Annotated in this window: 10 protein-coding genes and 2 pseudogenes; 4 read left to right on the forward strand and 8 right to left on the reverse strand. The window is 73.0% G+C overall.

Going from position 1 to position 14,074, the window contains the following annotated elements:
• Nucleotides 1-3: 3 nt before the first annotated feature.
• From tap to RM780_RS25405, 3 genes are all read right to left on the reverse strand, one after another.
• Nucleotides 4-2,184 carry a telomere-associated protein Tap gene (tap, locus tag RM780_RS25395; protein WP_311633233.1) on the reverse strand — a complete coding sequence of 727 codons (2,181 nt, stop codon included), beginning with the start codon at nt 2,182-2,184 and terminating at the stop codon, nt 4-6.
• An 11-nt stretch (nt 2,185-2,195) separates the two neighbouring features.
• A complete protein-coding gene (locus RM780_RS25400) occupies nt 2,196-2,879 on the reverse strand; it encodes a hypothetical protein (protein WP_311633234.1) in 684 nt (227 codons plus the stop codon).
• Nucleotides 2,880-3,377: 498 nt separating this feature from the next.
• A complete protein-coding gene (locus tag RM780_RS25405) occupies nt 3,378-4,025 on the reverse strand; it encodes a hypothetical protein (RefSeq protein ID WP_311633235.1) in 648 nt (215 codons plus the stop codon).
• A gap of 124 nt (nt 4,026-4,149) precedes the next feature.
• Here RM780_RS25405 and RM780_RS25410 point away from each other — a divergent pair, with 124 nt between their 5' ends.
• Nucleotides 4,150-5,607, forward strand: coding sequence for a hypothetical protein (locus tag RM780_RS25410; RefSeq protein ID WP_311633236.1), 1,458 nt, complete (start codon nt 4,150-4,152; stop codon nt 5,605-5,607).
• A 171-nt stretch (nt 5,608-5,778) separates the two neighbouring features.
• Here RM780_RS25410 and RM780_RS25415 read toward each other — a convergent pair whose 3' ends face one another.
• Complete coding sequence (locus RM780_RS25415) at nt 5,779-6,438, reverse strand: helix-turn-helix domain-containing protein (protein WP_311633237.1); 660 nt, start codon at nt 6,436-6,438, stop codon at nt 5,779-5,781.
• A gap of 314 nt (nt 6,439-6,752) precedes the next feature.
• Here RM780_RS25415 and RM780_RS25420 point away from each other — a divergent pair, with 314 nt between their 5' ends.
• Both RM780_RS25420 and RM780_RS25425 read left to right on the forward strand, forming a co-directional pair.
• Entirely contained in the window at nt 6,753-8,294 is a 1,542-nt protein-coding gene (locus tag RM780_RS25420; RefSeq protein WP_311633238.1) for a hypothetical protein, read from the forward strand.
• A 255-nt stretch (nt 8,295-8,549) separates the two neighbouring features.
• Nucleotides 8,550-8,987, forward strand: coding sequence for a DUF4760 domain-containing protein (locus tag RM780_RS25425; RefSeq protein ID WP_311633239.1), 438 nt, complete (start codon nt 8,550-8,552; stop codon nt 8,985-8,987).
• A gap of 229 nt (nt 8,988-9,216) precedes the next feature.
• Here the strand turns inward: RM780_RS25425 and RM780_RS25430 are convergent.
• From RM780_RS25430 to RM780_RS25445, 4 genes and pseudogenes are all read right to left on the reverse strand, one after another.
• Nucleotides 9,217-9,459, reverse strand: a pseudogene (locus tag RM780_RS25430) (hypothetical protein); the annotation flags it as partial.
• Nucleotides 9,460-10,251: 792 nt separating this feature from the next.
• Entirely contained in the window at nt 10,252-10,524 is a 273-nt protein-coding gene (locus RM780_RS25435) for a hypothetical protein (protein ID WP_311633240.1), read from the reverse strand.
• A gap of 18 nt (nt 10,525-10,542) precedes the next feature.
• Nucleotides 10,543-11,319, reverse strand: a pseudogene (locus RM780_RS25440) (transposase); the annotation flags it as partial.
• Nucleotides 11,320-11,402: 83 nt separating this feature from the next.
• On the reverse strand, nt 11,403-12,143 hold the full coding sequence (locus RM780_RS25445; protein ID WP_311633241.1) for a class I SAM-dependent methyltransferase: 741 nt from the start codon (nt 12,141-12,143) through the stop codon (nt 11,403-11,405).
• Between the two features lie 1,178 nt (nt 12,144-13,321).
• On the opposite strand from RM780_RS25445, the gene RM780_RS25450 reads away from it, so the two are divergent.
• Nucleotides 13,322-14,059: a transglycosylase SLT domain-containing protein gene (locus RM780_RS25450; RefSeq protein WP_311633242.1), complete on the forward strand. Its 738-nt coding sequence runs from the start codon at nt 13,322-13,324 to the stop codon at nt 14,057-14,059.
• The last annotated feature ends 15 nt before the right edge of the window (nt 14,060-14,074 follow it).

The raw sequence follows: 14,074 nt of genomic DNA on the forward strand, positions 1-14,074 counted from the left end.
TCCTTATTCGCCCCCTTCGGGGATGTCGTCTTTGATGTGGCGGGCGGGATTTGCCTTCTGTTCCATCATCTGTGCGGCCCACCAGAATTCGCGGGCCCCTTCGAGCTTGACCATGCCGGGGCTGACGCCGAGGCGGAAAACACCGGGCAGCGGCTTCCCCTCCGGCGTGCGCGGGAGGAGATCCAGCGGCGAGGGGCCCGGCGAGGGGTAGACGACGCAGTCGGACAGGACCGCGAGGGGGTAGATTCCGGCGTCGGCCATTTTTCGCATCTTGCGGTGCATGTTGACCCGGGCGGAGCTGATGACGGCGGCACGGATGTCGGGGCGCCACGTCGGGCGCTCCAGCGCGGGCCACCGCTCCCCCGGGCGGTGCCGCACGCCCTGCGGCCGCTCCCTCAGCTTCCCGATGCCGCCCTTCACGGTGGCCTTGATCGCGGCCAGGACGGCCGCCGCGCCGGGGTCGGCGGCCTTGTGGCCGGCCATCGCCTCAAGGAACTCCGGCTCGGTCAGGTCGGTGGTGACGCCCAGGCCGGCCATCGTCTGCATGTAGGCGTCCCGCAGGCGGGTGTACCAGGGGTCCAGGTACGGCCCGGCCTCGGGGCGGATCCACGCCTCCAGCGGGCGGACCTCGTAGCCGAGCTCGGCGGCGTAGGCCACGGTCGGGGTCGCGTACCAGGCCGGACCCGACGGGCGGCCGCCGTGCGGCGTGAAGGGCGACGGGAGGCGCGGGTCCAGCTCGATGCCGGAGAGGTCGACGTACCAGGCGCCGGGCAGGCGCTTGTCGAAACGGGGGCCGTCGGTGTGCAGCGGCTCGCCCAGGCCGACCGTGAGGCGGTTGGCGGCCGCGGCGAACGCCATGTTGACGTCCAGCCCCACCGCCCACGGCAGCGCGCACTCCTCATCGGTCAGCAGCTCCGGCGAGCGGACCCACTCGTAGGCCTCCTCATCCAGGACCTGGTCCTCGGGCCGCCCGACGGCGACGGGGTGCTCATCGGGGGCCTCGGGCGGCGCCGGGTCCACCGGCTGCGTCAGCGAGCCGGGGACGGGGCCGGAGGTCCAGCCGCCGGCCCCGTCCCGCACCGCCTGCGTCGGGGGCCGCAGCGCCGTCATCAGCTCCAGGCCGTTGACGGCCGTGCTGCCGCGCGGGGTGAGGACGCGGGCCGCGTAGGCCCCGAGGACGCGGGCGAGTTCGGGCGCGGGAAGCTCCTCCGCGCCGGGCCAGGCGCGGGTGTCCAGCGCGTCCCAGGGGAGGACGGCGAGCTGCACGCACTGCCGCCGCCCGCCGGCCTCTAGGGGACGGTAGACCCGCGCCCACGGCCCGAACCCCCGCCGCGTCAAGCTCCACCCGGCAGCGACCAGGTCCCGGACGACCGCATGCTCCTCCGGCAGGCGCAGGCCCCGCCGGTCCTCCAACTTCGGCGGCAGGCCCAGGCCTTCGGCGGCGGCCGCGGTGACCACGACGAGCGGGTCGGCATCCCGTCCGGCGCGGTGCAGACGCCCCTGCCCGAGCCCGGCGCCCAACGCCCACTCCACCAGCTGCCCGACAGTGGCCGCCGGGCACTCCAGCGTGCGGCCGTCCGCAAGGTGCGCGGCGCCGTGGCCGTCGAGGACCGCGAGCGGCCCGGCGGGGAACCGCCCATCCACCGCCACGGCCCCGGTCGCGGGCGCGGCCGTCGCCGGGGCCTTCGCGGCGCGGGCCTTGCCTGGGCGCCGCGGCGACGACGTCGTCCTGGTCCCCGCCGCCGCGCCCGCGGAGGCCTGCGCCGCGGGCGGCAGGGCTGCCACGGGTCCCTGCTCCTGGACGTCGCCGCCGGCCGCCGCGGCCGCGCCGGGCGCCGCCTCGGGCGAGGCCTGCGCGGCGCCCTCGCGGCCGTTGGCAGTCGGGGTGCTGACCTGCGGCGCAGCAGAAGCGGAGGCGGGCGCGGGGAAGCGGGCAGCGAGGCCCTGGAGGAGGCGGGCGTAAGCGGCGCGGCGCTCCCCGGACGGCTCCGACCGGCCCGTCTCCCACCCGGCCACCGTGCCGCTGCTCACGCCCAGGGCCCGGCCGACCGCCGCCCGGGCCAGCCCGGCCGCCGTCCGCAGCCGCTCTCGCTCCCCGGGCTCGGGGAGCGGCGCGGCCTGCTCCAGCAGCGCGTCGACCGCCGCGAACAGATCAGCCTCCTGGCCGCCTTCGGGCTTGGGCATGGGTACCCCTCCTACTCGTCGTTTGCGGTGGAGCGGAAGAGAGCCCGGTCGCCGTCGACGCGCTGAAGCAGGCCAGCAGCGGCGAGCTTGCGCAGGATGTCCCGCGCGCGCTTCTCATCAACCGTGTGACCGACCGCGTGCAGGGCTGCGACGGCGCGCTGGGCGTCCCAGTCACCACCCTCGGAGCGGATTCCCTCGGCGAGGCAGTCCTTCTGGCTGGCCAGTTCGCCCTGCTGGTGGGTGGCGACAGCAGCCTGGAACGCTGGGAGGGCCTCGCTGCGGACGCGGTAGCCGGCGACCTTGCCGAACCCGGGGCCTTCGGCGAGGACGGGAGGGAGCTGGTCGGCGACCCACCAGCCGCGGCGCACACCACGCTTCAGTGCGGCCTTGAACGCACCGCTGGTTCCGGTGAGTCTGCCCTCCCCTCCGGGGCCGCGCAGAACGTCGGCCGGTACGTAGCCGTCATCGCGGGTCGCAGCCTCCCGCAGGATGCGCTGCGCCGTCGCAGGCAGGGACAGGTAGTAACGCGAAGCGGTCTCCGGGTCCGTCCAGCCCGTGGCGGGTTCGACGGGCTGCAAGGTGCCGCCGTGTTTGGCCAGAAGGCCCAGCAGGGCCTTCTGGAAGTCCGGATCGGGATCTTCGACGATCACGTGGAGACGCACGTCATCCTCCGACGAGAAGACAAGAGTAAGCATGAGGCTGATGAGAGGAACCGTACCGCCCCGACCGCTCGTCTAGCAACGCCGTACTCTCGTTATTCTTGGCACGAAAAACGAGGGGTCGCAGCCCTGGCGGGATTGGCCCGCGCACGCCGGGCGCAGGCGACGCCGCGACGGGCCCCGGGGCAAGCTCGTCGCCCACGTCACTTGCCTTAGGCCTCGTCACAGTGCGAGCCCTTCGTTTCATCGCTTCCGGTCGTCCCTGACCCCAGGTCAGGATCCAGTAATCGAGGGGCTGACGGCGGCGGGCTCGGGGGGCCGGCGAGTTGGACGTGCATCGCCTGCGCCTCCGCCCCCTTCCCGCGCTTGCCGCTCCCGGCGCTTGGGTGTGCGGCCTCCTCGGGTCCTGTCTGGTGCTCTTCCCAGGCACGGACGGCCGCGCCGCGCCAGCCAACATCCTCGGCGGCCCCAGGAGGCACTTGGCCGCAGGAAGCCAGCCGGTATGGCTCCCCCCTCTCCTCTCTCCTCCGTCGGTCAGGGTCGGGTCTCGCCTGTGAGCTTCCGGATGCCCGGCAGGCGCCGCCATCGGGCAGTGCGGGCGGTCAGGGCCGCCCGCACTGCCTGCTCGAACTGGTGCAGGGCCTCAGTGAGTTCCTCACCCTTCTGCGCGGCCGAGGGCACGGCTTCCAGGACGCGCTGCGCGGTTGCGGCGACCGCGGGGTCGGCGTTGCGGGTCAGGGGGAGGGCAGCGGCCGCGACACGGGCGATGGCCGCGGGCAGGGCTATGCCGATCAGCGCGGTCTTGGCGTCCCGGTCGTTGCGGGCTGCAGCACGGACGAACTCCGCTGCGCCGGCCAACACGCACAATCCTTCCCGGGCGGCGGTGAGCCGGGCCCTGGCGTAGCCCCCGGCGGCGGCGCTCGCGGCCTGGGTGATCAGGCGGAACCGTTCGCGGGGGCCGTCCCACTGCAGCCGAAGGGTGATGGCAGCCGCCTGCGCCTCGGTGACCGCCAGGATCAGTACGTCGGCTCTGGCCTCCAGGTCGGCCCGCTGCGCGGCGGCGTCGGCCCGGGTCCGGTTGCGGCGCTGGGTGAAGGAGGCCAGCAGCCAGGCGAACACGGCGACAGCCAGGGCCCCGGGGTCCACCAAGGCACCGACCGTGCCGGAAAGGAAGTCGATCATCCGCCCAGCATGTCGGCAGACCGGCAATGACGATGCCGCTTCCCCGGTTCGCGCCCCGCAGTGTCCGCAGCCGCAGCGGGCCAACGGGGCGACAGCGAAACACTGGCAGCGGAATCATGTCTCCATGGGGCGAATGTCAGGCCGGATGGTCGGCGACGAGGAGTACGTGGCGCGGGTCCGGCGGCACAGGCCGAGTGCGTTGCTGCCGCTGATCGCGGGGGCGTCGGCGAAGTACCACCTGGACACCTGGTGGAAGAGTCCGTACCGCAAGTACACGCCGTGGTCGCTGGCCGACGCGGCGCGGGTGTCGCTGGCCTACGGCAATGAGCACCGGCAGGGTGCGACCGAGGCCGATCTGTTGCGGATCCTGGACATGTACGGGCAGTTGGATGACCACTTCGTCCGGGGCACGGCCGATCTCGCATCCCTGGAGGGCTTCCTGCTGCGCACTGCCGGTGAGCAATTCCTCTACCAGGAGCCGCCGTATCCGGAGCTCGCCCGTTCTGCGGCCATGCTCGTGCAGACCACCGCGACACGTCCTGCCCGGTGCCTGCGCCCGGGCTGGGAAGAGGACCTGCTGGGCACCAGCCTGTCTCACTATGTGCGGATCGCGCAGCTGCTGTGGACCTCGGCGGTCCACAGCGGCGGCCGGTTCGACCCCGCCTGCCTGGCCACCGCAGGCATGGCACCGGTCTGTGACATCATCCCTGCCGAGACAATCACTTCCGTCACCGAGACGCACTTCGTCACCGACAGCGCCGCCTTCCGCAAGGAGAACACCGCCGCGCGCCTGACCGCCGATCCGCTGCGGCGCCGCTTCGAGTACAACCCGCTGCGCGGTCGGCCCTTCCTGCGCGGCTACGGTCCCGGCTACCTCGCCCCGGTGAACCACCTCATCCCGGCCAAGGCCAGCCCGCTGGGCATCTACTACACCGGAGTCGCCCGCTACGGCAGTGCCTTCGCCCAGGATCTGGGCGACCTGTTCGAGGCCTATGTCGGCCGCCAGCTCGCGCTGCTGCCCGACGCCACGGTCATCCCCGAAATCGCCTACGGCCGCAACCGGGCACGCAGCGTCGACTGGATCGTCATCACCAACGAGCTGGTGCTGCTGGTGGAGGTCAAATCCGTGCGGCCCACCCAGCACCTGCGCCTGGCCACCGACCGGCGCCTTGAGGAGCTGGCCCGCATGCTCGGGCACGCCTACGAGCAGATCGACAACACCGCCGCCCTCATCAGGAACGGGCACGAAGAGTTCGCCGACATACCCGCCGACCGACCCGCCCAGGGCCTGATCGTCACCATGGAGCCCTTCCACCTCGCCAACGCCTCCCTCCCGGACTCCTGGCGGCCAGCAACCGGCGTGCCGGTCACGGTGTGCAGCGCCGGGGACCTCGAGTACGCGGTCACCATCACCGACGCCCCGCTCGGCCGTCTCCTGCTCGAGCGCGCCGCCGACCCCCAGCGCTCCACCTACGCCCTGCGCGAAGCCCTCCGCGACCACGCTCACACCCCCAACCCGATCCTGGAAGCCGGCTGGGACAGCTACCCCTGGAAAGGCACCGCGCCTTCCCCCGTCCAGTAGCCAGCCACCCGCTGCCGACGTCACGGCCCCCACAGCTTGCCGCTCAACGTCCGATGTCGAAGGCGCCTCGAACTCGAACGGTACTTCCGCAGCTCGGCAGACATGTGGCCCGACCTCGCCCAATCCTGTACTCCGCCACAGGCCCAGCGAACCCCGGTGATCACACCGCCATCAGCGGTCCCAGCACCGTCCAGCACGGCCAACAGCCCGGCGAGGAACCGCCCATCCGGCGCCACGGCCTCGGCGGCGGCCGCCACCGAGGCCTTCGCGGCACGGGACGTACCCGGACGCCGCGACGACGACGTCGTGGTGGTCCCCGCCGCCGCGCCCACCGATGCCTGTGCCGCAGGCGCCGGGGCGGCCGCGACACCCCAGCTCCTGGACGTCGCCGCCACCCGCCGTGTCCGCGCCGGGCGCGGCCTCGGGCGAGGCCTGCGCGGCGCCCTCGCGGCCGCGCCGCGGCGACGTGCTGACCTGCGGCGCAGCTGGGGCAGAGGCGGGCGCAGGGTAGCGGGCGGCGAGGCCCTGGAAGAGGCAGGCGTAGACGGCGCGGCGCTCCCCGGGAGACGCGGAACGGCCCGTCTCCCACCCGGCCACGTCTGCGCTGCTCACGCCCAGGGCGCGGCCGACCGCCGCCCGGGTCAGCCCGACCGCCTTGCGCAGCCGCTCCCGCTCGGCGAGCTCGGGGAACGGCGCGGCCTGCTCCAGCGTGGCGCGGGCGGAGGCGCACAGCGTGCACAGGCCGCCCGCCTGCGGCTGCCCGCAGTCGGCGCAGGGCCTGGCCTGCTCGGCGGCCTGCCGGGCCACTTCCTCGGCTTCCCGGACGGCCACCCGTTCAGCTAGGCGGGCCTGCCGTTCGGCGCGCTCGCGGGCGGCCTGGCTTTGGAGGAAGCGAGCGTGGGCGGCACGGCGCTCGCACTGAGGGTTCCGACCGGCCCGGGGCGAGGTCGACTGCGGCCCGCTCCGGGGCTTCGAGAGGTGCTGTCCTGCCGGGGGCAGCCCTCCTGCGGCCGGGGGGCCGAGCGCGTCACCTCCCCCTTCCTCTCGGGGAGTTGGCCAGTTCTGTGCGCTGCTGCTTTCGACTGGTTTGCCGCCGGCCCGGTGCCGCCAGGGATCGGATGACTACCTACTGTGGAAGGAGCGGCGTGGCCCGCGGAAACAACGACGCCAACGCGCTGAGCATGCTGCACAGCACGCTGATCGACACGCGCAGGGAACTCGGGACAGCCATCACGGAAGGCTTCGAGCGGCTGCAGAGGGCCGACGAGACCGACCACGCGGCGACCCGGGAAGCGGTCACCGGCGAACTGGGGAAGATGCGGGCGAGCCTGAATGAGGCCCGTAACCGGCTGATGTCCGGGAAGAACGACCTCGCCATCGACGTCAAGGACATCCTGACCTTCGTACGGCAGGAACTCCAGCAGCTCCACACCGCCATCGACAGCCTCCGCCCGCCGGCCGGTGACGAGCCCGGCCCGCAAAAGCCCGGCCCCGAGGGCGCCCCCCTGCTCGCCCCGGGCGCGGAGACCCCGCCCGTGGACGGGGGCCCTCCCATCCCGGACGGAACCGTGCTCCCCCAGGGCGCGGCGGAAGACGTCGAAGGCGTCCTCGCCGGGCTCGGCAACGGCGCCGGTCCGGCGCCCGGCGCCGCGCTCCTGCCGGCCCCCGGGACGGACGCGCAGAACGCAGCCGCGCCCGAAGCGGAAGCTGGGCCGTCTGTGGCGGAACAGGTGAGCGAGGCGCTGGCGCCGCTGCGCACCGACCTCCAGGCCCTCACCGCCACGCAGAACGACGTGCTCGCCGCTGTGACTGAGGCAGGCGTTTCGCCTGCTCCGGCCGAGCCCGGCCCGTCCGTGGCGGAGCAGGTGGCCGAGGCGCTGGCGCCGCTGCGCGCCGGCCTCCAGGCCCTCACCGCCGCGCAGCAGGAAGGGCTCGCGGCACGGTCGCTGCCGGAGGCCGACCGCGTCCGGGAGGTCCTGGTGACGCAGACCGAGTTGCTGAAGGAGGTCGGGGGGCTGCGCCAGGCCTTCACCGGCCTGGCGATCCAGCTGGAATCCGCCCTCCAGAACCGGGAGCCCGAGGAGGAAAAGGCGGAGGACAGCAGGGAGGAGGCGGTGCGGGCACCGGAGGTGACGCCGCAGCACAGCGAACTCCTCACCCGGGCCGCGCAGGTCTCCTCCGCCGCCTTGGTGTGCCACCGCGACCTGTGGGAGTTCATCACCTCCCGCGCCGGCCTCCACCCGCACTTCCGCATGCCGGCCCGGGTCACCGACCTCCCCGACAGCCGGATCACCGCCGCCCTCTCCGGCCGGTCCCTGATCGCCATCCTCATCAGCCTGTTCACCATCCAGGAGACCACCGGCAAAGGCGAGGGCGACTGGGCCCTGGCCACCACCCTCTACCACCGCATCCACAACGGCCTGACCGGCCTGGCCCCCACCGGCGACACCGTCACCATCGCCCTGGACGACCGCACCCCCCACCCCGAACAGCAGGACGACGGCGCGACAGCCGAGAACACCACCGACATCGACGACCCCGCGGTGACCGGCGAACCCCGCCCCGACGACCACCCCACGGCCAACGAGGCGGCAACGGAAGCCGACCCCACAGCCGGCGGCGAAGCCGCGTCCGGCCCCGCGGAGCCGGACGAAGACGAACAGCAAGAACCAGGCACACCCGGCTGAGCGGACCAGCCCCCGGCCTCGGTGCCGCCAGCACCGAGGCCGACGTTCTTCGTCCCGGGGCGGCTCAGCTTCCAGCAGCCCTGAACCGGCCGGCCGGGCTTGCGGCCCGCACGTGCCGGGGCCCAGCCTCGCGCGGTGGACGCGGCCTGGGCGTGGAACCTCGCTTCCGTGACGCTTTCCCTCGCGGCGCTGATCACCTCGCTTTAGCCGGCCCTGCGCCAGCTGCGCCCGAGCAGCGGCCAGAACCACCTGCCGGTGCTCCTCGGCGCCTTCGCGCACTCCCGCAGCCCCGCCTACCTGGAGGCGCAGGAATACCTCCTGCACACCCTCGCCCGCGAGCACCCGGCCGGCTACCGCGGCCTCCCCCAGCCCGCCCGCACCCACGCCGCGACCATCGGCCTGTTCTTCGACGACCTGGACAAACTCGTCGCGCACGGCATGATCGACCCCCGCCTGGTCATCGGCTCCCACGGCCCCGGGATCGTGCGGCTGCGGGACGCCCTGGCCCCCTACGTCCACCAGGAACGGAACGCCAACGGACTGCCCTTCTGGGTCCACTTCGAAGACCTCGCCGCGCCCACCGCCGCCACCCCGCCCACCGCCATCCACACCGCCCTGCGCCTCCGCCAACGCCCGCCCCCCGCGAGCCCGCGCCGAACCAACGGAAGCACCGACGGGGCCAGCGGCCGGTAAGGCGCCGACCGCTTCAGCCAACGTCCCGGCGTGCCCACCCCGTCCGCGTCATTCAAAGGCCTGGTCAGTGGCCGGGCAGAGCGTCACGGCCAGCGGTGGCACGAACCGGGCCCCACCGCGCCTTCGACGCGGAGACCCGGCTGAGAACCCGGCCGTCAAACGACTCCACGCCGGGTGTATGTCATGACCGAGTCGTGTGGCCGGGCCACCCGGGGCAGTCCGACTCACCTCACGCGGTTTGGCCGCGCTGGATGCCCGAGGTGTCGTGGAGCACGCCGCGCCGCCCGTCCTGGGTCTGCGCCACCAGCGCCTGGCCGCGCTGCTCCACCGCCAGATACCAGGTGCCCGGCGCCAGCTCGGCCACCGGGGTCGGCGAGCCGTCCTCGCCGTACAGCGGACGGGCCGCCGGGACGGCGAACCAGAACGGCTCGAAGGTCGGGGCCAGCCCTGCCGCACCCGGGACGGGCTGTCCTGCCGCGGAATGGGCGCCGGCCAGCGTTGGCAGCATCTCCCGGACACTGATCAGCTGGGCATTGATGGTGTCCCGGCGGTTCGTCAGGGCGGCCAGTTCCTGCTCGGACTGCTCACGGCGCTTCGCCAGGCCGGTCTCGAAGTCCGCCGCCGCCCGCGCCGCCTTCTCCCGCGTCTCCTCGCAGAGCGCGTCCGCCTCTTCCCTCCGCTCGGCCGCGTAGCGCTGTGCCTGAAGACGAACCTCGTCGGCTTCCCGCTGAACCCGGTCGAGGTCCTCCATGCGCTGTTCGACGATGCCGGCGGCTTCCGCGAACCGGGGGGCGCTCTATGTCTGCCTGCTCCTGGAGTTCGTGTCTTTCGGCCTCGTCCTGGGCGACGGCCAGTTGGTCCTCCAGCTCCTGGCAGTGGGCGGGCTTCGTCACGCTCACGCTCGGCCCTGGCCAGCTCGCCTTCGAGGCGGTGGATCTCCTCCCTCAGATCGCTGCACTGCTCCTCCAGGCTCCGCTGCCCGCCGCGGTACGGTTCGATCTGCGCAGCAGCCCGCTCCCGGTCCCCGGCCCGTGCCTCCCCCAGCTCCCGCTCGAGCTGTTCGAGCTGACGCAGCTGGTGTTTCTGCCCGGAAACACTGAGCTCCAGGTCCCTGATCCGCAGCTCCGCCTCCTCCTTCTGGAGGATGGCGTCCTCCAGGCGGTCGCCGGCCATCTGCACCCGGTAGCGGGTCGGATCCGTAGCCAGCAGCGCCTCCCGGTGAAGCCGGTGGACATCACCCTGCAGTTCGGCAGTGACCTCCCGGTCATGCGTCTTGCAGGCCGACTTCATCAGCACATCGAGGAAGTCCTTCTCCGGGATCCGCACCCTTGAGGTAGCGGGACACCGACGGGGGGCTGATGTGGTGGTAGACCGCGAACACCCGCAACGACTTCCCCGTGACGTTGAACAGACCGCGCAGCGCGAGAACAAAACTGCGGACCTCGGGCCGCAGATCGTCCGGCAGCGGCTTGAACCCCTTCAGCTCTTCCGCATCGCCGAACTCCGTCCCCCCGCCCCCGTCGCCGAACTGCGCCATCGCCCCTCCCCGTTCGCGGCCGCCGGGACGCTCCCGCCCGGGCCCTCGCCTCTCCCAGCTTCCCGACCTACTCTTGTCGCAGAGGTTGTCGCTGACCTGACACCGCCTGGGGCAGGGACCGGCGGATCGCCTCGCCATAGGAGCCGGAGCCGTCCCGGCACACAATCTCTGCTCCAGGTGCTCACGCAGCCACGCCTCCAGAGTGTCAGCGTTGCGACCAGGCAGGACGTCGGTCCGCTCGCCGGTCTCGGGGTCGGTGAGGATGGTGGCGTACCGGTGACGGCGTTTGAGGGCGAAGCCGTCCACCCCCCAGGACAGGCGACACCCGCGGCGAGGGGAGCGGGAGCCGCATGAGGATCCGCAGCGCGGTCGAACGCGGCACCGCGCCCAGACAAGACGAGGGAGAGGCGAGCACCAGCCCGGCCCGCTGACTCCCTGACCACGCAGCCAGGTTGAACTGCCGGCCGGCTCGTCCGACGCCGGTAACGCCCCCCAGCACACCGGGCACCTGCTCACGGAAGGTCTGCCGGGGGCAGCCCGGCCATGGGGCAGACCAGGCGCCGCACCCGCACGGACACCAGCACCCGCCGGCCGTCTACCGGCACGTCCGCCACGGACCGCCCAGCGGAAGCCGTGCACCCGCTCCGTCGGTGTCCCGCGCACCGGACACGACACCGCCCCGTCCTGGGTCCGGGCCATCACCCGGATGACCCCGACCTGGCCGGCCACCCTTTCGACGACCAGCGCCGGCGACCCCGAAAACACCACGCCCACAAGCTCGTTGACATCCCGCACATGAAGTCGACGACACCCACCACCCTTCGTCACCACCGGACACGGGCCAGAGCCACTCGCTTGCAGTCCCTCCTCCAGGGGGGTCAGGCCGGGCGGTGGGCCAGGAAGAGGGTGCGCTCCCTTCCGCCGTCCTCACGGACTGCGGAAACCGCGAACCCGGCCTGTGCCAGCAGCCGCTCCCACACCGCGACGGGGAAGAGCCCCGTGACGTGGGTCTCGTGGACGACCTCCACCTCACCGGCGGCCCCTCGCAGCGTGAAGGTGTAGTCGGTGCGCACACTGCACTCCCCCGGCACCGCCGGCAGCCCCCACTCCAGGTACCGCACCCCGCGGCCGTCCTGTCCGTCACTGCCCCCGCAGGCGGTGACGGGCCCATAGCTCTCCGCGACATGATCGGGGAAGAAGACGGCCGTCCCGCCCGGACGGCAATGCGCGAACGCCGTGCGGAACACGGCCGCCAGATCCTCCTCGGTGGTCATGTAGCCGATGGCGTCGTGCACCAGAACCGCGTCGAACGCCCACCCCAGCCGCAGGGTCCGCATGTCCCCCACCAGATGCTCCGCCCCCGGGTTCAGGGCCCGGGAGACAGCGAGCATCTGCGGGGAGAGATCGACCAGCGTCAGAGCGTAGCGGGAGCCCCAGTGACGGGCCAGATGTCCCCCGCCGCTGCCCAGTTCCAGGACCTCCCGCACGGAACGGGTGGCCGAAGCGAACAGCTCCGCCGCGATCTCCGCGTCCTCCTCGTAGACCTCGACCGGGGAGATCAAAGGCCACCAGGACGCCAGATCCCCATACAGCCGCACACCCCCACCCGGCTCCGCCATACCCGCACCCCGCTCCCTGGACCCGCCCCGCCGGCCCGCTCCGCGCTCGGGAGGTGCGGGCCTCGCGACCGACGACCGACGACCGGATCCTAGCCCCGCCCCCGCCCGCACCCCCACACCAGACACCCGGGACAGGAGAGACGAGAGGGAGAGAGGAGATGGAAAGGGGAGAGACCGCCCGGCCCGTCGGAAAGACTTTCCCCGCCGGGGCGGGCACGCCGGAGAGCGCGAACGAGCCACACACGCACCGCACACGGAAGAACATCGGCGCGGCCGGGCCACCAGGGACACACCGGGCGGGCGCGCCGGGGAGAACGCGCCACGCCCGCCGAGAACACAGACGCCCAGGACCGGAGACCCCGGGCCGCCAGAAACGTAGGGCCGTCACCCAGAACACACCGCACGGTAAGCACCCCAGACGCGGCCAACCCGGCGACCACGGACCACGGACCCGAACGGAGGACGGCGGAGCGGGCGACGGCGGAAGACGCGGCACACGGGCGCCGAGGAATGCCGGGCAGCGAAGGACACACACGCCCCGGGAAGTCGCCGGGTGCCGTGGACAACTCCAGGCGCACCACAGAACGACCAGGCATACCCGATAACGCGCGGACCCCACCAGGCCGCCCCCCGGGATCGCGTCGTAGCCGGGCGACGGGAGAAGCCGGAGAACGGGGCGCCGGCAGGAACACGGGGCCGGCAGGGGACCGCGAGGCGTCCGTCCGGCGCGCAGGCGAAGGCCGGCGGGCTGTGGACCGACGCCCGCGGGAACGCGGGACCGCCGGGAGACGCCAGGCGTGCCGTCGGCCACAGGGGAGCCGGGTGCGGGGAGCGCGCGGCGGGCTGAGGGGGCGGGGTCGTCGACGGGAGGCACGTGGGCGTTCGCCAACGGTAACGATCGTGGTCACGCTGTGTGCCGGAGCCTTCGGCGGGGGGTGGTGGGGGGTGGGGTGGGGTGTGAGGGCTGCCATGGGGCGTGGGTCACGTCCGGCCCCGCTTCGTAGAGGCCGGGTGTGCGGGGGTGGTGCGGGGCGTTGGACTGGCGGGCGGGACCGGGCGGTCCGCTACGGCCCCCGGTCGTAGGTCACACCTTTGCCCCTCTCGGGAGCCGGTTCCCACACTGGTCCGCGTCGCCGCACATCGCGGGATAAACCCCGATACGCCCGGGAGGTTCTCCCATGACCGCCACCAAGACGACCCCCACCACGCCCACCACCCGCCGGGTGCGTGTGGCCGGCCTGGTCGCCGCCTCCGCCGCGGCCGTGACCGCCTCCCTCACCCTCGTCCCGCAGGCCCAGGCCGCCGAGCCCACCGCCGGGCAGGTCGCCCAGGCCACCGACGCCCCCGCCGCGTTCACCGCCCAGGGCCAGGCCCTGGGCAAGGCCCCCGCCAGCCAGGACGAGGACCCCGCCGCCGAGGACAAGCCCGAGCCCAAGGACGAGGCGAAGGACGACGCCGCGCCCAAGGACGAGACCGAGGACGCGTCCGAGCCGGAGTCCGAGGCCACCGGTGACGGCCGCGGCGCCGAGTACGACGAGCAGGGCCGACTGATACCCATCGCCCACGACGAGCAGCCCGACCCCGTCCCCGCCGACGACGAGGACATCGAGCGCTGGATCAACGAGGCCCTGGAGATCATGGACGAACACGACATCCCCGGCACCTACGAAGGCATCCACCGCAACCTCATGCGCGAGTCCTCCGGCGACCCCCAGACCATCAACATGTGGGACACCAACGCCCAGGAGAACATCCCCTCCAAGGGCCTCCTCCAGGTCATCGACCCCACCTTCGACACCTACCACGTCGAAGGCACCCCCGAAGACCCCTTCGACCCCGTCGCCAACATCGTCGCCGCCTGCAACTACGCCGCCGACCGCTACGGCTCCATGGACAACGTCAACAGCGCCTACTGACCCGGCCGAGCCCCA

The sequence above is a fragment of the Streptomyces boetiae genome, from assembly GCF_031845405.1.
Lineage (GTDB): Bacteria > Actinomycetota > Actinomycetes > Streptomycetales > Streptomycetaceae > Streptomyces > Streptomyces boetiae.